12 protein-coding genes and 1 pseudogene are annotated in these 20006 nt (G+C 32.6%); 9 read left to right on the top strand and 4 right to left on the bottom strand.

The annotated features are described in order from the left end of the window. Positions 1-46 precede the first annotated feature (46 nt). Complete coding sequence (locus tag OA93_RS17625) at positions 47-877, bottom strand: SAM-dependent chlorinase/fluorinase (RefSeq protein ID WP_039114921.1); 831 nt, start codon at positions 875-877, stop codon at positions 47-49. 315 nt (positions 878-1192) lie between these two features. Here OA93_RS17625 and OA93_RS17620 point away from each other — a divergent pair, with 315 nt between their 5' ends. The 4 genes from OA93_RS17620 (at position 1193) to OA93_RS17605 (ending at position 7063) form a co-directional block, all read left to right on the top strand. Next, on the top strand, positions 1193-2143 hold the full coding sequence (locus tag OA93_RS17620) for a PhoH family protein (protein ID WP_035627373.1): 951 nt from the start codon (positions 1193-1195) through the stop codon (positions 2141-2143). A 247-nt stretch (positions 2144-2390) separates the two neighbouring features. Continuing rightward, positions 2391-3224: a Cof-type HAD-IIB family hydrolase gene (locus OA93_RS17615; protein WP_039114919.1), complete on the top strand. Its 834-nt coding sequence runs from the start codon at positions 2391-2393 to the stop codon at positions 3222-3224. 385 nt (positions 3225-3609) lie between these two features. After that, a complete protein-coding gene (locus OA93_RS17610) occupies positions 3610-5961 on the top strand; it encodes a prolyl oligopeptidase family serine peptidase (RefSeq protein ID WP_039114918.1) in 2352 nt (783 codons plus the stop codon). A gap of 151 nt (positions 5962-6112) precedes the next feature. Further along, positions 6113-7063, top strand: coding sequence for a phosphoribosylaminoimidazolesuccinocarboxamide synthase (locus OA93_RS17605; protein ID WP_039114916.1), 951 nt, complete (start codon positions 6113-6115; stop codon positions 7061-7063). A 76-nt stretch (positions 7064-7139) separates the two neighbouring features. Here the strand turns inward: OA93_RS17605 and OA93_RS17600 are convergent, their stop codons facing one another. Continuing rightward, positions 7140-7685: an SRPBCC family protein gene (locus OA93_RS17600; protein WP_039115155.1), complete on the bottom strand. Its 546-nt coding sequence runs from the start codon at positions 7683-7685 to the stop codon at positions 7140-7142. 25 nt (positions 7686-7710) lie between these two features. Next, positions 7711-8025 (bottom strand): annotated as a pseudogene (locus OA93_RS24510) (DUF1801 domain-containing protein). Between the two features lie 249 nt (positions 8026-8274). Here OA93_RS24510 and OA93_RS17590 point away from each other — a divergent pair. The 3 genes from OA93_RS17590 to OA93_RS17580 all read left to right on the top strand — a co-directional run bounded on the left by OA93_RS17590 (position 8275) and on the right by OA93_RS17580 (position 10009). Then, the gene (locus OA93_RS17590; protein ID WP_039114914.1) at positions 8275-8673 is read left to right on the top strand and encodes an ankyrin repeat domain-containing protein; all 399 of its coding nucleotides are present in this window, start codon (positions 8275-8277) and stop codon (positions 8671-8673) included. Positions 8674-8889: 216 nt separating this feature from the next. Then, positions 8890-9267 (top strand): ankyrin repeat domain-containing protein, encoded by a 378-nt coding sequence (locus tag OA93_RS17585; RefSeq protein WP_039114912.1) that lies wholly within the window; start codon positions 8890-8892, stop codon positions 9265-9267. A gap of 358 nt (positions 9268-9625) precedes the next feature. Continuing rightward, a complete protein-coding gene (locus OA93_RS17580) occupies positions 9626-10009 on the top strand; it encodes an ankyrin repeat domain-containing protein (protein WP_035627414.1) in 384 nt (127 codons plus the stop codon). 94 nt (positions 10010-10103) lie between these two features. Here the strand turns inward: OA93_RS17580 and OA93_RS17575 are convergent, their stop codons facing one another. Then, complete coding sequence (locus tag OA93_RS17575) at positions 10104-11192, bottom strand: M42 family metallopeptidase (protein ID WP_039114911.1); 1089 nt, start codon at positions 11190-11192, stop codon at positions 10104-10106. A gap of 83 nt (positions 11193-11275) precedes the next feature. Here OA93_RS17575 and OA93_RS17570 point away from each other — a divergent pair, with 83 nt between their 5' ends. After that, positions 11276-11959 (top strand): DUF4294 domain-containing protein, encoded by a 684-nt coding sequence (locus OA93_RS17570; RefSeq protein ID WP_039114909.1) that lies wholly within the window; start codon positions 11276-11278, stop codon positions 11957-11959. Between the two features lie 323 nt (positions 11960-12282). Then, a complete protein-coding gene (locus tag OA93_RS17565; RefSeq protein WP_039114907.1) occupies positions 12283-19188 on the top strand; it encodes a S8 family serine peptidase in 6906 nt (2301 codons plus the stop codon). Positions 19189-20006 lie beyond the last annotated feature (818 nt).

Here is a 20006-nt window from a genome sequence, read left to right as displayed (position 1 = left end):
TTTAAGAATCTAAAAGTTATTGGGATTAAACTCTAAATTTTGTTGGTTAATTCTTAAACTGAATTAAAATTGTATCACGATAATTAAGACCTAGTAAACTATTTGCTGAACCAACTTTTGATGGATTACTTCTGAAAATAGCAATTTCTAGAAAACCTGCTTCGTTAAAAATAGCTAGTTTTTCTCCTTCATAAGTTTTGATAGGATATTTTTCGGAACTGGCTATTGCCGAGTAATTTGGTAAAATAGTTTTGATGCTTTTGGGTTTCATCACAATCTCATAAGGACGTCCTCGTGCGACTTCCAGAAATTGTCTTTTGGAAATATTAGTTACTACGTTACCAAAATGGTCAATATAGGATACATATCCTTTTAGCGAATTCCCATCGTTTCCTACTATCGACTGTAGTTCGGTTATTTGCTTGATGCTTTGTGTTTCTTTTCCAATAACATTTAGCAAACCACCTTTGGCGATATGACAGGCAACTTTTATAAAAACATCCAGATCGCTGGCATCACCTGGTAATCGGTCGTGTATATTAATGAAAACTATTTTTTGCGGAACAATCTTTTGCGTAAGCATACTTAATATACCATTATCGGCGCAAATAAAGTAATGATCGTTCCATTGCATTGCTATATGTTGGTTCTCTTTATTGCGCTCTATATCGACACCAATAAGGTGTACGGTTCCTTTAGGGAAACTAAAATAAGATGCACCAATAATATAACTTGCTTCGGTTGTATTAAATGGATCGATGTCATGTGAAATGTCTACAATTGTAGCTTCGGAATATTCGGATAATATTTTCCCTTTCAGCGCGCCTACAAAGTGGTCTTTTAAGCCGTAATCGGTAGTAAGGGTAATTATTGACATCATTTTGTTTATAACTATTGATAGTATTTAAATCTAATTTTCATTAAATTTGAGAAATGCAAAGCTAATAATAGTAAACGCAAAATGGAAGGAAAGAAAAGATAAATTGTATTTTAAAAATAAGTAAAATTATAGTAGTCTTAGTTTATAGTTACAGTATTCAGTTTATAAACGAAATAGCATTTTTTTAAAGAAGTGAGATTTCGTTGAAAATATAAATGGTAACTGAAACTGAACACTGGGACTGAAAACTAAAAAAGAACCCGACAGCCATTTGATTTATAAAAAATTAATTTTAATTTAAAACTACCTCATTTGAACGAAAGAATAATCGAGCTAATAGACATCGCTCCAAAAGACTTTTGGGGCGCTCAAGACACTCATCTTGAAATAATTAAAAAGTACTACCCAAAGCTTAAAATAGTAGCGAGAGGGACGACTTTAAAGGCGTTTGGCGAAAAAGAAGTCTTAGATGAATTCGAGAAAAGATTTCAAAGATTGATGCTTCATTTTACCCGATACAACAACATTGATGATAATGTAATTGAACGTGTGATTATGAGCGATGGTCAGGATGAAAAAAAGGCATACGATCATGACAAAATATTAGTTCATGGAGTTGCTGGTAAAATTATCAAGGCCATGACGCCTAACCAACAATTATTGGTCGATACCATTAAAAAAAATGATATGGTATTTGCAGTTGGACCAGCTGGAACAGGAAAAACGTATACGGGTGTTGCAATGGCTGTTAAAGCACTTAAAGATAAAGAAGTAAAAAGGATCATACTTACACGACCAGCAGTAGAAGCAGGGGAGAACCTCGGATTTTTACCTGGCGATATGAAAGAAAAACTAGATCCATACATGCAACCTCTTTATGATGCTTTGCGCGATATGTTGCCAAATGAAAAACTAGAGGATTACATTTTAAAAGGAATTATCCAGATTGCTCCACTTGCCTTTATGCGTGGGCGTACACTAGATAATGCATTTGTAATTTTGGATGAAGCACAAAACACAACACATTCTCAAATGAAAATGTTCCTGACCCGTATGGGGAAAAATGCTAAATTCATGATTACAGGAGATCCTGGTCAGGTCGATTTACCACGCCGAACTATTTCTGGACTTAAAGAAGCTATATTGGTTCTTAAAGATGTAGAAGGCATTGGTATTATCTATCTTGATGATAAAGATATTGTACGCCATCGATTGGTGAAAAAAGTAATTGATGCTTACAAACAAATTGAAAACAACGATTAATCCCATGGAATGGTTCTTGAAAAATGTCAAATGTAAATCGTAAAATGTGTTTTGATATTTAATGATATTCGTTTTATACATCTCTTTATAGAAATGCATAAAACGAATATTTTTTTTTGAATGACTTAGTTAATTTATGTTAAGGAAATAGTAAAGTTTAACTTATTTCTTCCGTATTTATCGGTTTTCTTTGCTTCCCATTTTACAAAGCGATAAATTTGTAATTAATAAATATTTGATACTCAATATGAATTCAGAATCTAAAAAAATAAAAGTAATCATTACCGATTTAGATGGTACATTACTTAATCCAGATCACAAGATTTCTCCTTATACAAAATCAGTTTTTCAAGAACTTTACAACCAAAAATATCTTATTATAGTTGCTACAGGACGTCATCATCTTGATGCAATGGGAATTATTGATAGCTTAGGAATCCCTGTTTATCTGGTAAGTTCTAATGGAGCACGTATACACTCACCAGAAAAGAAAGAACTTTTCGCTTTTGATATTGCAAGCGATGTTGTAAAATCAGCTTTAAACGTAGATATTGACCCAGAAATTACAACAGTTTTATTTAAAGAAAACGTTTGGCTTACTAATAGAATGAGCGAAAAACTGAATGCTTTTCAGGCTGATTTAGTTTATCACCCAGAATTAGTTGATTACTCCACATTAGAAGATTATAAAGCCATAAAAATATTTTTCACACATGATAACCATGAAAAATTGGTTGCATTAAAAGATGTTATTTTAAGTAAGAACTCAGATGTTTTGCATCATGCTTTTAGTTTACCAAACTGTCTTGAGTTTATGGATAAATCTGTAGATAAAAGTGTAGCAATTGCAAAAGTTCTAGAATTAGAGAATGCTACTTTTGATGAGGCTATTTCTTTTGGTGACGGTTTTAACGATTTAAAAATGTTGTCTTCTACAGGAAAAGCTTTGATTATGGGTAATGCCCCTCAGAATTTAAAAAATGAGTTACCACATATTGAAGTTATTGAAACAAATAGAGAAGATGGTGTAGCAAAATATTTAACTGAGAATGTTTTGGGTAAAGTTTCGGTTACGATTTAAAATATAAATATAGAGGAAACCCATTTTTGTCTGCTTTACGGTTAATAGTCTAAGTTTTATCCGCAATATTGTCTTTCTGACGCAGGAAGAATCTCCGCGAGTAGCTCGTTAAGATTGTCTGTAATGGAACGCGGATGAGACGGATTTGCTAAAGCGAAAACATGATCCCGAAGCGTCGGGACGGATTTTTAATCATTGCGACCTCTGCGTAACTCTTTGCCGCCCTTTGCGGTTATTTTTTAGCCACAGATTATCAAGATTAAAAGGATTTCTAACCTTTGCGTAACTCTTTGCGACCTTTGCGGTTAATTTTTTTATTACAAATTAGAAAGATTTTTTTAATTGCTTTCAAAGTGTATTTTTGTGTTAATCAAATAACATAAAAATGACTAAAAATATCTTTGTACTTGCTTTCTTAGCTTTTTCAATATCTGGGAAAAGTCAAAGCCTGAAGCTTGAAGAAATCATGAAAGGGGATTCTTTTACAGGTGTCCAACCGACTAATCAGCATTGGAGCTTGGATGGAAAAAAGATTTACTTCGACTGGAATCCAAATAATGATTTAGGTTTAAGTACTTATTTCTGGGAGAAAGGAATGGCCAAACCTGTATTGGCCCAGCCAAAAGAAGCAGCTTTTTCGCAATTGGATTTTAAAAGAAATGGAACATCCGATATAGTTTATTACATCGATAATGGCGGTTTATATTCTTACTCTATACATAATAAAACTTCAAAAAAAATATTCCAGCAATCGAATCCGATTTCTAATTTAGAAGTAGGCTTTGAAGCTGGAATTTTGTTTTTTCAGCAAAATGATAATTTGTTTAAGTACAATACCAAGGAAGGTACGATTGTACAAATTTCAAATTTTAATAGCGGAGACAAAGCTGAGAAGGAATCAAATAAAGATTCTTTTCTGAAAACACAACAAAAAGAATTATTCCAATTTATTAGAGACAAAGAAGCTAAGAAAGAATGGAATAAAGCTAAAAAGAATAGCGTTAAATCTGATTTTCCTAAAGGATATTACTATGGGAAAAAAGACGAATTACAAAGTCTTAAAGTAAATCCCAACGGAAATTTTGCAACATTTAGTTTAATTGAAAAATTGGATGTTAAAAAAGAAACAATGGAAGTTTTTATAACAGCCGATGGTTATAATCAATCACCAGAAACGAAAGAAAAAGTTTCGGTAGATAATTTTGTAAAGACCAAATTCGGAATTTATTCAGTTGCTAAAGATTCGGTTTATTTTGTCAATTTTTCTACTTTAAGTCATATTCAGGACGTTCCTAAATATTATGATTCGTATGAAAAGCTTAAGAACAAAGAAAAATCAGATAAGCTAATTACTGTTCAGGCGCCAGTTTATAATGCCAGTGGTTCATTGGCTATAGCCGAAATAAGAAGTCAGGATAATAAAGAAAGATGGCTAATTAGTCTTGATTTAGACAAAGGAACTTTTCAGGAAATAGAGCATCAGCATGACGAAGCTTGGATTGGTGGACCTGGAATTCCTTCTTATGCTTTCGATTCGGGAACTTTGGGATTCCTTTCAGATAATGAAACTATTTACTTTCAATCAGAAGTTACAGGATATTCTCACTTATATACTTATAATTTAAAAGCTAAAAAGAAAACACAACTTACTAATGGTAATTGGGAAGTAAGAGATGTGAGTTTATCAAAAGATAAAAAGACTTTTTATTTAACGACAAACACAACTCATCCAGGTAATAGAAACTTCTATAAACTGGCTGCTGCCAATGGTGTTCTTGAACCGATTTTAACCAAAGATGGTGCACATGAAGTAAGTTTATCTCCAGATGAAAAAACATTATTAGTACGTTATTCTTATAAAAACAAGCCTTGGGATTTATACATTGCCGAGAATAAGAAGAATGCAACATTACAGCAAATAACGTCTTCGACTACTGAGGAGTTTAAAAAATACCCTTGGAGAGAACCTGAAGTAATTACGTTTAAGGCACAAGATGGCACTACTGTTTATGCGAGAATGTATACTCCAAAAGCAGAGAAGTCTAATAAAGCAGCTGTATTATTTGTTCATGGAGCAGGTTATTTACAAAATGCACACAATTACTGGAGCAACTACCACAGAGAATATATGTTTCATAATATGCTGACGGATTTGGGTTATACAGTTTTGGATATTGATTATAGAGGTAGTGATGGTTATGGTCGTGATGTAAGAACTGGAATATACCGTTTTATGGGTGGAAAAGATTTGTCTGATCAAATAGATGGAAAGAAATATCTAGTTGATAATTACGGAATCGACGCGAATAGAGTTGGAATATATGGTGGTTCTTATGGAGGTTTTATCACTTTGATGGGAATGCTTACAACGCCGGGAGAATTTGCTTCGGGAGCTGCATTGCGATCTGTTACCGATTGGGCTCATTACAATCATGGTTATACAGGTAATATCCTTAATTTTCCTGAAACTGATCCAGATGCTTACAAAAAAAGTTCGCCAATTTATTTTGCAGATAACTTAAAAGGAAATTTATTGATGCTTCATGGTATGGTTGATGATAATGTAGAATATAAAGATATTGTACGTATGTCTCAACGTTTTATGGAGTTAGGTAAAAAGAATTGGAGTCTATCGTCATTTCCTGTAGAAGCACATGGATTTAAAGAAACCTATTCTTGGATTGATGAATACGATAGAATCTTGAATTTATTTAATACAACACTTTTGAAGAAGTAAGTTTAGAGTTCTAGTTATTCAGTCGCAGTTCCAGTATTCAGTTGCAGTATGTAAACTGTGACTGAAAACTGAATACTTTCTTGCTTGCTCTTTTAAATAGTTTTAAATTTGCATTCATAAAATACGAAACAACACAACACAACAAATAATAATGAGCAATACAATTACAACTACTAATTTTAATTTTCCAAATCAGAAATCGGTTTATCGCGGAAAAGTTAGAGAAGTTTATAATATCAACGATGAACTTTTGGTTATGGTTGCTACAGACAGGCTTTCGGCTTTTGATGTAGTTTTACCAAAAGGGATTCCTTATAAGGGACAAATCTTAAACCAGATTGCGACTAAATTTATGGAGCTTACTCAAGATATTGTTCCTAATTGGTTAATTGCAACACCAGATCCAAACGTAGCTGTAGGTCATTTATGTGACCCATTTAAAGTAGAAATGGTTATTCGTGGTTATGTTTCTGGTCATGCTGCTCGTGAATATGCTGCTGGAAAAAGACAAATATGTGGGGTAACAATGGCGGAAGGTTTAAAGGAAAATGATAAATTTCCTGAGCCTATTATTACACCAACTACAAAAGCTGATAATGGATCGCATGACGAAGATATTTCTCGCGAAGATATTTTGGCTAAAGGAATAGTTTCTGAAGAAGATTATTTGGTTTTAGAAAAATATACGAGAGCTTTATTCCAGAGAGGAACAGAGATTGCTGCAAGTCGTGGATTAATCTTAGTAGATACTAAATATGAGTTTGGAAAAACTAAAGATGGTGTAATTGTTTTAATAGACGAAATTCATACTCCGGATTCTTCTCGTTATTTTTATGCAGAAGGATATCAGGAAAGACAAGATAAAGACGAAGAACAAAAACAATTATCTAAAGAGTTTGTTCGTCGTTGGTTAATAGAAAATGGGTTTCAAGGACAAGAAGGGCAACAAATTCCTGATATGACAGATGCTTATATCGAATCTGTATCTGAGCGTTATATCGAATTATATGAAAACATTCTTGGAGAAAAATTCGTTAAAGCCGATATTAATAATATTGACGAACGTATTGAGAAAAACGTAATAGCTTATTTGAGTAAATAATATTTTACTTTAAAATAGATTAAAAATAGATTAAAAAAGAACCCCGCAATTTTAAGTTGCGGGGTTCTTTTTTGCGCTACTGTTTGCCTTCTTGAATTACTTTTAAATTTTGAAGGCCAGTTTCGAGTTGTTCTCCAAGCATTTGATCCATATTCATAAATGCTAACATTAAATTCATAGGATAGGGAGATCTACCATCAAATCCCCATTTCACTTTAGTTTGTGTTGGAGAAATGGCTTCAGTTGTCATATAAGCCATATCGGTAGATTCAAATGGAATTTTAAAACGGAGTTCAAATTCCAATCGTTCACCTGGAATAATAATTTTTATTTCTTGTTCTCCTTTACCTACGTTTTTATCCTTGCTTTCCCAACCAGCTATTGCGCCAACGGTACCATCGGTTCCAGTAAAAGTTTTCTTCATTGCAGGATCTAACTTGGCCCAAACACTAAAATTATCTTGATTTTTTAAATATTTTACATAATTAAAGATACTATCTTTTGGTTTATTTATAGTGACTTCTCTTTCTACATGATATTCATTTGGTAAAAATAGAGCGACTATTAATGCTAGTATTACAATACTTAAAATTGCGAGAAGAATTTTTTTTATAACTTTCATAAATTTAAAATTAAGTGGTTTATAATTATTTTGATTGTTTATACTTAAACTCTGATTCATAACAATTAATCCAATCTTCTACAGACATTTTTTGTACCAGTTCCGCTATTAGTTCAAATGGGATGTCATCCATTTTTTTAAACCGAATGCAGCTTTTTCCCATGTCCAATTTTTGTTTGCTGTATTTAGGATATTAACCTATCATTCCGTAGCTTAATTCTTCAGTAAAACCTTCAGGAAGATTATTAAGTATAGTTTCTCGAAGTTTAAGAAAGGAGGCTTTTCTTTCTTCAGGAAGTGATGTTAAATATTCTTCGATTGTTGTTGCTGATGATTGCATTTTAAGTTTTTAATGTAAAGTTAAATAAATTTTAGTATTCTGAATTTTAATTGGTTATAAAATAAAATCAGTAAGTTTTATTTGTTTTTAAATATAATGCAACCTTTTGACTCTTTTTGTCGTCTTACTAATATATGAGATAAGTTTTTATGCAATTTATCTAAGTAGTGTAACATTTTGCTTATTTGTGTATCATTTAATAACTGCATATTTAACTGAAGAGAATAATAATCAATCAATCAATCAATCATGAAAAAGTCAATCGTTTATTTAGGAGTTGCTTTAGTCGCTTTTGCAAATTTAGCGTCAGCATCAAGCACCAGTTCAACTATCAAAGTATTCAGTAATGAGAAACATATCGTTCAGGGATATGATAGAAGCCCTCTTAATGTTGCTATTAGTAAGGGTGATATCGATACTGTGAAGAAATTCATTGAATATGGTGCTGATGTAAATAAAGTAATAGACAAAATGTCTCCATTAATGGCCGCAGCTCGTTATAATCGAGTTGAAATTATAAAATTTCTTGTATCTAAAGGAGCTGAACTTGATACGGAAAATGAGAATGGCTACACAGCTTTAAAATACGCAGAAGTTTCTAAAGCAAAAGATGCTGCTGCTTTTTTAAAAACTATCATAAAAAAATAACTGTTATTGGAATCCTACTATAAAAGACCCAAATTTAAATTTGCGGTCTTTTTTGTTTAGAAAGGATTTAGGCTTTTATTGATTCATTTAAAAATAAAAACAAATGCAAAAAAAACTATTTAGTTCTGTAACATTTAGATTTTTTGGATGTCTTAATAACTAGTATTTATCTTAGAATTTGGAAGAATTCTAAAATCATCAATCAAATCAATCATCATGAAAAAATCAATCGTTTATTTAGGAGTAGCTTTAATAGCTTTAACCAATGGTGTACAAGCTTCAAGCTCTAACTACAAAATATTTACAAGTGCTACACATATCAATTATGATATTAGTCCTTTAAATGTTGCAATTTGTAAAGGAGATATTGAAACTGTTAAAAGGCTTATAGAATACGGAGCTAATGTAAATAAAGTATCGGGAGGATTAACTCCGCTAATGACTGCTGCTCGTTATAATAAAGTTGAAATTATTAAACTTTTACTTGAAAAAGGGGCTAATCCTTATACCACTGCCGAAAATGGATATAATGCTTTAAAATTTGCCGAAGTATCTAAAGCAGTAGATGCAGTAGCCTTTTTAAAGCAATATTAGCCTTATACGTTTTAGTAAGTAAAACCTTTAAGCCTGAGTTTAGGAAGCAGGTTTCTTTAAATTCTTTTTTTTAATTTGTTTGTTTTTAAGGTGTTGATATATAGATATTTATTTTTTTTAAATAATTGTGTAACATTTAGTTTGTTTATGCGTCTTTATAATAAGTAGGTTCTTTTTAACAACAATAATTTAAAGTTGAGGTTCTAATTTTAAGAGAATGTTAATTGTTAGTTAAAACAAAGTACCTTGCAAAGCATAATACCAAAAATAAATATATATTTGTATAAGAATTACAAAGCATTTAAAATCATCAATCAAAATTAATTATCAATCACAATCAATCAAAAAATCAATCATCATGAAAAAGTCAATCGTTTATTTAGGAGTAGCTTTAGTAGCTTTTGTTAATGTTTCTTTAGCTTCAAATTCAGTTCAGCATTCATTTGCTAATGACAAAATTATCGTTTCAACTTACGATTCTACACCATTAAATGTTGCTATAAGCAAAGGTGACATTGAAACTGTTAAAAAGTTTATAGAATACGGTGCAAATGTAAATGAAACGGCAGATGGAATGTCTCCGTTAATGACAGCAGCTCGTTACAATAAAGTTGAAATTTTAAAAATTTTAATCGAAAAAGGAGCTAATGTTGATGCTAAAGATGAAAAAGGGTATACAGCTTTAAAATATGCAGAATTATCTAATGCTAAAGACGCTGTAGCAATTTTAAAACACGCATAACATAATAACATTAACTGTTGTTTAGTTTTATTAATAGAAAGACCGCAAATCTAAATTTTAGATTTGCGGCCTTTTTTTTTAATCTATTTAAATTTTATTTGAAATAAGAAAAAGTTTCTTCGTTTTCAATTTTTAATAAAGATTCATAAATCAATTTTATTACATTCTCGACATCATCACGATGAACCATTTCTACAGTTGTATGCATATATCGCAAAGGAAGAGAAATTAATGCTGAAGCTACACCACCATTACTATAAGCAAAAGCATCAGTATCTGTACCTGTAACTCTTGATGATGCTAAACGCTGAAACGGAATTTTATTAGCTTCGGCAGTATTAATAATTAACTCACGTAGATTATTTTGTACAGCAGGAGCATACGTAATAACTGGTCCTAAACCAATTTTTGTATCACCTTCAATTTTCTTTTCAATCATCGGAGTTGTCGAGTCGTGACAAACATCGGTAACAATTGCTACATTCGGTTTGATCGTTTTGGTAATCATTTCGGCACCACGCAAACCAACTTCTTCTTGAACAGAATTTGTAATGTATAATCCAAACGGAAGTTTTACTTTGTTTTCGTGTAATAAACGAGCTACTTCGGCAATCATAAAACCTCCCATACGATTATCAAGTGCACGACAAACAAATTTGTTTTCGTTTAAAATCATAAATTCATCAGGATATGTAATCACACAACCTACATGAACCCCCATTTTCTCTACTTGTTCTTTAGTCTCGCAACCTAAATCGATGAAGATATTACTAATTTTCGGGTTCTCTTCTTTATCTCTATTTCGGGTATGAATCGCTGGCCATCCAAAGACACCTTTAACAATTCCTTTTTTAGTATGAATGTTAACTCTTTTTGATGGAGCAATCTGGTGATCAGAACCACCATTTCTTATTACATATATTAATCCGTCATCAGTAATATAATTTACATACCATGAGATTTCATCAGCATGACCTTCGATCACTACTTTATAAGGAGCATCAGGATTTATAACTCCTACAGCAGTTCCGTAGGTATCGGTAATAAAAGTATCAACGTATGGTTTTAAATAATCCATCCAGATTTTTTGTCCGCTGCTTTCGTATCCAGTAGGAGAAGCATTATTTAGATAGCTTTCTAAAAAAGCAATTGAAGTATCGTTTAAGATTGATTTTGTACTCATAAAATTATTTTTTTGCTAAATTATAAATTTGGTATTACAGTTGTATATATAATGTATAATTTTACACTTAAATTAATAACTCAATGAAGTTTATAACCTACTTATTCTGCTTTCTATTCATGTCATTTGTTGGTCATGCACAAGTCGATAAAAAAGATCCCGAACAAATGGGATATATTTTAACTGAAAAGGATTCAATATTAAATGATACGATTGAATTACCCGAAATTATTATATCAAAGGAAAAGCTTGATCCCGAGGCTCAAAAACAATTTTTAATTCTCCAGAATAGAGTTTACAAAACGTATCCATTTGCAAGATTAGCATCAGATAGGTTAGTGGCACTTAATAAAGGGATGGCTCGATTATCTTCAAACAGAGAAAAGAAGAAATATTTTAAAATCGTTGAAGATTATCTTAACAATGAATTCGAAGGGAAGCTTAAAAAATTATCTCGAAAACAAGGCCAAATATTAGTAAAATTAATTCATCGTCAAACAGGAACTACTACATATGAGTTAGTAAAGACACTGAAAAGTGGGTGGAAAGCATTTTGGGCAAATACCACAGCGAATGTTTTTGATATAAGTTTAAAAACAGAATATGCACCTTATGAGGTTAACGAAGATTATCTCATAGAAACAATCTTAGTACGGGCTTTTGAATCTGGTAGATTACAATATCAGGCACCTGCAAAACCAGTCGATTATGACGACCTTAGTAACCGATGGCAAGAAAAAGCCAAAGAGTTGAAGGCTGCAAAATAGACCGAATATTTAATTAAAAATTATACAAGACTTATCATATCAGTATGGTAAGTCTTTTTTTTGTAGCTGTTTTTTTTTATTAGTAACGTGAAGTTCTTTTTTTTAAGAATTTATTTATTTTAATTTTCTTCCGGAAGTAATTGGTTATTTTTTAATCAAGGCTTGAGCATGCGGTTTTGTTATATATCTTCCTTATAAGCTATTGTTTCTTTCTTTATTTAACAAATTAGATTTAGTTATAATTTGTTATTTATGATTTTATTTGTAGGTTTACTCTTTAGTGACTATTTGTTAACCGTTTATTAATCAATTAATTTAGTGAAATGAAGAAAAAATTACTCAGCCTGATTATGATGTTTTTCGTTATTACATCATGGTCGCAAAGCATTTCTGAAAATGATTATTCTATTTCCGTAAATGGAAATAAAATAAGTACTTCTGCTAATTTTAAACAGCAGGTTAAAGAACTTAAGAGAACAACAAGTAAGCAAAGTCCGAAGACGGAATATACTTTGTTACAGTTTACAAAAATTCCATCAGCAGATGAGCAACAAAAATTAAAAAGGCAGGGGATAACTTTACTTAGTTATTTATCTAATAATGCTTATTATGTAGCAATCAGCCCAGAATTTTATAGTAAAGGAACTGTTCCTGATAATATAAGAACAGTTATTACAATAGATTCTAAGTATAAATTAGATCAGGAAATTTCAAAAGGGATTATTCCAGATTATGCAGAGCAAGGGAGTACTATCAAAGTAGTGGTAAGTTATTTTAAAGGAGTTGATGCTAAAGTTATTTCACAAGATTTATCAAGCTTGTTTGTAAAAAGCAGTAAAATTGATAAAACCTTTAATGAAGTGTATTTAGAAGCTTCTAAAGAAAAATTAGAAGAAATTGCAAAATTAAATTGGGTTCAAAATATAGAGTTAGTTCCAGCACCAGTAGAAAGTGATAATCTTCCTGGAGTCACTTCGCATAAAGCAAATGTTTTAGGCTCAAGTATTATGGGCTTAGGATACGGATTAACTGGAAAAGGAGTAAAAGTTGGTGTTTGGGATGGAAATCTCGAAGAACACAAAGATCATACAGGCAGAGTAACCCGTAAAGAATATGAATCGAATTCATCTCACGGAGAGCATGTTTCAGGAACTATTGGAGGTGCAGGTTTATTAGACCCAAGAGCAAAAGGAATGGCTCCAGAAGTGCTAATGTATGGCTGGAATTTTAATACTCAGTCTAACGGATTAGCAGTTTACCAAGAAAGAGTATTGTCTGTTCAGCAAGATGATATAGAGATTACATCAAATTCTTATGGAATTAATCTTAGTTCAGGGTTCAATACGTTCAGATATAATGCTGGAGATAGAGGAGATGATAATGTAACAGTGGCATATCCTTATCTTTTAAATATTTATTCTAATGGAAATGCGCAAACAGCATATCCAGGAGGATTTAATACATCAACAAAAAATTCAAAAAATGCATTACATGTAGCTGCAAACGACCCTAATGATTTAATTAGTAGTTATAGTAGCTTTGGACCTACACTCGATGGGCGTTTAGTGCCACAAATTGCTGCGGTTGGTACCGATGTGTATTCATTAGATTATAGTAACTCGTATCAGGTTATGAGTGGAACCTCAATGGCAACACCAGGAACAACAGGTACAGTAGCTTTACTTTATGAGAGATATAAAAATATTTATGGTGCAAGACCATTGGCATCCTTAATGAAAGCTTTGGTGGCAAACACGGCTAAAGATGTAGGTAATCCTGGTCCAGATTATAAATACGGATTTGGTAATCTTAATGGATTAAGGGCTGTTAAAGTTATTGACAAAAACATGTTTTATACAGCATCTGTAGCTAATGGAGCAACTTATGAAAAAGATATTGTAGTTCCGGCAGGATTGGTTACATTAAAAGTTATGCTAGCGTATTCAGATACTGGTGCTGAACCAGGTTCTAGTTCTACTCAGGTTAATGATTTAGATATTAAAATCGTTAAAGATGGTGTTACTACTTTGCCATGGATTTTAAATGCAACAACGCCTAATGTAAATGCAACACGAGGAGTCGATAATATGAATAATATCGAACAGGTAACATTAGATAACCCAGCTCCAGGAACCTATAAAATTATTGTTACTGGTACAAAAATTCCTCTTATTGCTGCTCAGGAGTTTTCTGTAGTATATGATTATGTAGCTCCAGAATTGATTTTGACTTATCCGATAGGTGGCGAAAAATTCAATACTGAATCTACAGAATATATTCGTTGGGATTATGAAGGAGAGCCAAAAAATTTTACAATAGAATATTCCGTTGATGGAGGAGTAAATTATTCAATAATTGCAGCAGATGTTCCATCGGCAGCAAGAAATTTTGCTTGGAAAGTTCCTGCAGGAATAGTTGCTAATGCTAAAATAAGAATTAGTGCAGGTACAAAAACTGATGCTTCCAAAGAAGTTTTTAATATTATAACTGAACCTAAAAATCTAGTTATTGCACCAGCAGCATGTGGAGTTTCGTCCTATAAAATGGATTGGGATCCTATTGCAGGAGCAAAATATGAGGTATTGAAAATGAATGGTTATAAGTTTGATGTTGTAGCAACCGTTACAGATCCTACATATACATTTGCAAATGTTACAGTAGGCGATGACAACTGGTTTTCAGTTCGTACTGTAGATATTGCAACCCAAATAGTTTCAGAAAGAGTTCGTGCGGTAAATGTAGAACCTGTTTCTCAACCGGTTTTAAATGCAGCTAGTTTGCCATTTGTTGAAGAATTTACCAATAGAAAAGCAACAAATTATGTTTTTTCTAAAGGAAGAACAGGAGAGGTGAAATATGAGTATGTGAATTCTGAGTTTTTAGATGGAGTAAAAATGGCTGGATCAGCAGGTACAGCTTCGGCTCCTTGGGTAGTCAGCCCCAAAAACAATCTGGCATTTACTAATAATCCAGATTATATAAAAAAAGTAATTTTTTGCGATATTGACGCAACTAGTCTGGCAGGAAAAGTATTAAGACTGAAGTTCTTTTTAGAATGGGCTAATGTTACTCCGGTTGGGATGGATAAAAACCTTTTTAGAGTTTCGGTAAATGGAGTTCCATTAATGAGTCATGAGGGTCTGGATGTATATGGTGAAACTCCTTCTTACAGTGATAAAGAATTAACCTATGATTTATCGGCTTATGCAGGGACTACGTTTAGTATAGCTTTTGAAACAGTAAGTGATAATGATTTTGTGGCAACAAATAGCGGAAACGTATATGGTGCAACTTATATAGATAATGTTGAAATTTTTGAAGCTACTGCAACCGATTTAGCTTTAAGTTCATTTAAGCCTAATGCAGGAGTTACTGCTACAGAAACTGTACAAGTAAAAGTTTTTAATAACTCTCCAGTAGCAATTAGCAATATTCCAGTTTCATATAAAATTAATAATGGAGCAGTAATTGCAGAAACAATTCCTGGGCCGGTTAACCCATTGAGTGAGGTGACTTATGATTTTACTCAAAAAGCTGATTTTTCTGCGCCAGGAGTATATACTGTAGTAGGTAATGTAAATTATCCGGGCGATGCAGTTTCAGAGAATAATACAATAACAAAAAATGTTAATAATATAGGGTCTGATATAACAATGGGATCAGCTGCTAATAAGACGACCTGTGCAGCGACATTTACAGATAGTGGGACGCGTTACGGAAATTATGCAGATAAGCTTACGCAAACAATTACTTTTATACCAGCAACCGTAGGAAGTAGTATTAATGTAAATTTTACTGACTTTGATTTAGAATTAGGGTATGATTTTTTATACGTTTACAATGGGCCAACCACTGCAGCTACTTTATTAGGCAGATTTACTGGTAATACTTTACCTTCATCATTAACTTCTACAGCCGTTGGAGGAGAATTAACTTTCAGATTTGTTTCAGATGAAATTGAAAACGGAAGTGGATGGATTGCAGATATTACTTGTGTAACTAAACCACTTGTAAATGATGTAAGTATCGTTTCTATAGTAACACCAGAAGTTCTGGGAAAAAAAACAAGTACACATGACATAACTATTAGAGTTAGTAATTTAGGACCTGTTGCAGTAACAAATTATCCTGTGTTTTATCAGATAGGTACAACAGGAGCGAAAGTGATCGAAGCTGTTCCTGCTATTGCACCATATTCAACAGTTAGTTTTACGTTTGCTACCAAAGCAGATTTGTCTACTGTTAATGCTGAATATAAAATTATAAGTGGTGTTGATGTAGCAGATGATAATGCTGCTAATGATGTAATTGAAAAAATTGTATTTAATAAAAACGATTTGCCAGCTCATACCAATACAGATGGATATGCAATTTCTAGATTAAAATGGAATGATGTTGTAAAGACTTCAGGGACTACTGGGTATTCAGATTTTAAGAATATAAAAATCCCTGTATACGCAGGATTTAACTATCAGCCAGAAGTTACAATAACCAAAACAGAAGTACCGCTTATAGGAGACCAAACCGGATCGGCTGTAGGGGTATTTACGATGATTGTTATTGATTTAAACGGAGATGGCAATTTAACCGATGAATTTTATGCTGGTAATTATTGGGTAAACACGACAAGTCCTGTGACAGCACCAGCCATTGCATCTACAATAAGTAAGCATTATTTTACGAACAGACAAGTTACTATAGGGGGCATAACCATTCCTGCGGGAACAACAGCAGGCGAAAAATTAATGCGAGTTATTCACATGTTCCGTGCTCCTAATGAATATTATAATGTAAATCTAGGACCAACAATTGATGGACTTACAAGTTCAAGATCAGATTTTGAGGTAGAAGAATATACCATTAATGTATTGCCATTTACAGCTGCCGATGCAAGTGTAGAAAGAATTGTTGCTCCAGTTAAACCTGGTAATGCAGTTTCAGTTACTGCTGTTATAGGTAATTATTCAAGTACACCTATTACGAATTTTCCAGTAGCATACAAAATTAATGGAGGAGGTGAAGTCATTCAGAATTTTACAGGGATAATTCCAGCAGCTGGAACAGCTAACTTTACATTTACAACAACAGCTAATTTAGGTGCTCCTGGAGATTATACAATTGAAGTTTATACTCAATTAGTAGGAGATACAGATGCTACAAATAATTCAAAATCAGTAACACTCTCGCATGTTGCAAATTATGTAACGAATGTTACAGGAACTTTTGATGGGATAAATGATTTTGTAAAAACAGATATTACTCCAGCTTTAAATCTTACTAATAACTATACATTCGAAGCTTGGCTTAACCAAAAACAACCATCAGTTTTCGGAAGACTTTTAGATAAAAGTTCAGTATTAGCCTTTATACACAATACAGCTAATCTAACTCTTTATAAAGAAAACAGTTTAGTACTTTCTATAACTACACCAGGAGGCTCTTATGTTGTAAATACAGGATTAAATACTATTAAACAAAACACTTGGCAACATATTGCTTTTACTGTAAGTGCTGCCAATGTGTATACGGTTTATATAGATGGGGTTTCAGTTCCATTTACTAGTACAGGTACTGCGGCGGCTGCATCTTCAAATGCATCTTCTGCAGTCTACATAGGTAATAATGCAGGCTTGGCTCGTGGTATAAACGGGAATATAGATGAGGTTCGTATTTGGTCAGGAGTACGTAATCAGGCAACAATAGCTGCAAACACGATGACAAAGTATTTTGGTAATGAACCAGGATTAATAGCGTATTATTCATTTTCAGAGGGAAATAAACAATTTGTTTTTGATAGTACTCTAAATGATAATACAGCTGTAGTAACAAATGCCGATACAAATGGACAGGGCGAAGGTAAATTCTGGAATGTTCCGGTTTTGTTACAAAAAGTAGATTTTGTAAATCAACTTTCAGCTTCTTATGATGCAGCTACTAAAACTTATTCGGTGTTATTAAACGATGGAACAGATATAACAACGGCAGTAGCTAATTATTCATTGGGAATGAAAAGTATTGCAAAAATAAACGGGGTAACACAAGTAAGTGGAGTTACTGCAAATGACTATACAAATCCAGTTACTTTAAATGTAGAAGGAGTAGGTTTTAACACAGGAATTATAGAAACATATACTATTAAAGTGTTAACAGGTTTAAGCAATGAAAGCAAATTACTTTCGTACGACTTTAAAACAGCATCTAATCCAGGATTAGCACAGGAAATCAATACAGATATCGTAGGAAGCAATGCTACTAAAACATTGACTTATGGAATTGATGTGTCTAATTTAATTGCAGATTTTACAGTTTCATCAGGAGCAGAGTTATATATAGACGGAGTAAAACAATTAAATTCCAAAGCGGTTGTTTCAGACTATACAAACAGCTTTTTGGTTTCAGTAGTTTCAGAGAATAAGCTTTCACAAACAAACTACACCGTTACTTTAAATGCAAAGAATTCAGAAGCAAGTATAATTGCATATTCAGTAGCAAACCAAATAGGAACGAGTGTAATAGATCCAGTTTTAAAAACGATAAAAGTTCTTGTTAATAATAATGCCAATTTAAGTGTGTTAGTTCCAGTTTTCCAAATATCCGATTTTGCTACATTACGTATTGGAACCTATTTTCAAAATAGCGGAGTAACAACATTAAATTATACTTTACCTATTGTATATAATGTAACAGCTCAAGACGGAACTATAGAGAATTGGACAATAACAATTGAAAGAGCGAAACCAATAATTACACTTTTAGGAAACGTAATAGTTTCTCTAGATAAAGGATGTCCTTATGTAGAAGCTGGTTTTACAGCGCTAGACAATCTAAATGTAGATATTACTCCCGGAGTAATAGTTACAGGAACAGTCGATGTAACCACACCAGGACAATATATCTTGACGTATACAGTAAAAGATGCATTGCTAAATGAAACAGTTGTTACGCGTACAATAAATGTATCAAGTACGGTTTGTACTCTGGGAGTACCTACAAATACAATCGACGGATTTGTAATTTATCCAAATCCAGTTAAAGACGGTAAAGTATATGTACAAACAACGTCTACGAGCAAAAAGAATATCAGAATATCCGATATGTCTGGAAAAATTGTTTTCGCAGTACAAACAGAAAACAAAGAATTAAATATCCGTAATCTACCTACAGGAGTTTATATTATAAAAGTAGAGCAAGATGGTAATACATCAACTCAAAAACTTATTGTAGAATAAATAGATTATAAATCAAGTTATGATAAGCGGCTACTATATATAGTAGCCGCTTTTTTATGTCCTTATTATAGGAGTAAAACTTTGCTATACTATATAGGAGAAGCTTTTTAAGGAGCTGTTTCCTGCTATGCGCTCCAATCTTGTCCTTTTTAAAGAAAAAAGGCCAAGGATTTCCGCTTCTATCAGGGCTAGGAGGGACAAAATCCAATAGAAACACCATATTAAAGACAATAAAAGGAAGCTTTGCGCCTTAGTGACTTTGCGAGAAATCAGAAAAACCCAGTAAAACCAAGGCTGAACAAAGCAAGAAACCCCGAAAAACCAAGAGATACTTCAGAACAAAGAGTAAGAGCTTAAAAACTTCACGCTACAAAAAGCATCTAATCAGAGTGTTAAAAAATAAACGAAAAATACTTTTAAAAAGGTATTGTTTATCTAGATAAAGGTGGTAGTTTTGCACCCGCAACAACGACAAACGTTCCTTAAAATACTGACAAGCACACGAATTAAAACGGAAATTTATTTCTTAAAAAAGATTTGGAAAAGCTTGTGAGAATGGAAAACGGATGTTACATTTGCACCCCGCAAAACACGGAAAGTTCCTTGAAAGATTGATAAGAAAAAGAGTTAACGAGAATGAAAATTTCTATAAAAAAAAACTTCAAATTTTTCTTGCCAGTTAGAAAAGAGTTTTCTACTTTTGCACCCGCTTTGAGAAACAAGCGACATTAAAAAGAAGAACACGTTCCTAGACATATTGAATTGACAGCCGTTTTAAGAGAGATCTTAGAACAACAAAATAAGAGTAATAGAATCGA

It is taken from the genome of Flavobacterium sp. KMS, assembly GCF_000813005.1.
Lineage (GTDB): Bacteria > Bacteroidota > Bacteroidia > Flavobacteriales > Flavobacteriaceae > Flavobacterium.
The sequence above is the reverse complement of the archived record's forward strand: the minus strand, read 5'-3'. Positions and strand labels throughout refer to the sequence as shown.

Bases quoted from the DNA above. Each gene is read 5' to 3' on its own strand.
- OA93_RS17590 (WP_039114914.1), top strand. From the start codon at position 8,275: ATGAAAAAGTCAATCGTTTATTTAGGAGTTGCTTTAGTCGCTTTTGCA.
- OA93_RS17610 (WP_039114918.1), top strand. From the start codon at position 3,610: ATGACTAAAAATATCTTTGTACTTGCTTTCTTAGCTTTTTCAATATCT.
- OA93_RS17580 (WP_035627414.1), top strand. From the start codon at position 9,626: ATGAAAAAGTCAATCGTTTATTTAGGAGTAGCTTTAGTAGCTTTTGTT.
- OA93_RS17600 (WP_039115155.1), bottom strand. From the start codon at position 7,685: ATGAAAGTTATAAAAAAAATTCTTCTCGCAATTTTAAGTATTGTAATA.
- OA93_RS17615 (WP_039114919.1), top strand. From the start codon at position 2,391: ATGAATTCAGAATCTAAAAAAATAAAAGTAATCATTACCGATTTAGAT.
- OA93_RS17565 (WP_039114907.1), top strand. From the start codon at position 12,283: ATGAAGAAAAAATTACTCAGCCTGATTATGATGTTTTTCGTTATTACA.
- OA93_RS17585 (WP_039114912.1), top strand. From the start codon at position 8,890: ATGAAAAAATCAATCGTTTATTTAGGAGTAGCTTTAATAGCTTTAACC.
- OA93_RS17570 (WP_039114909.1), top strand. From the start codon at position 11,276: ATGAAGTTTATAACCTACTTATTCTGCTTTCTATTCATGTCATTTGTT.
- OA93_RS17605 (WP_039114916.1), top strand. From the start codon at position 6,113: ATGAGCAATACAATTACAACTACTAATTTTAATTTTCCAAATCAGAAA.
- OA93_RS17625 (WP_039114921.1), bottom strand. From the start codon at position 877: ATGTCAATAATTACCCTTACTACCGATTACGGCTTAAAAGACCACTTT.
- OA93_RS17575 (WP_039114911.1), bottom strand. From the start codon at position 11,192: ATGAGTACAAAATCAATCTTAAACGATACTTCAATTGCTTTTTTAGAA.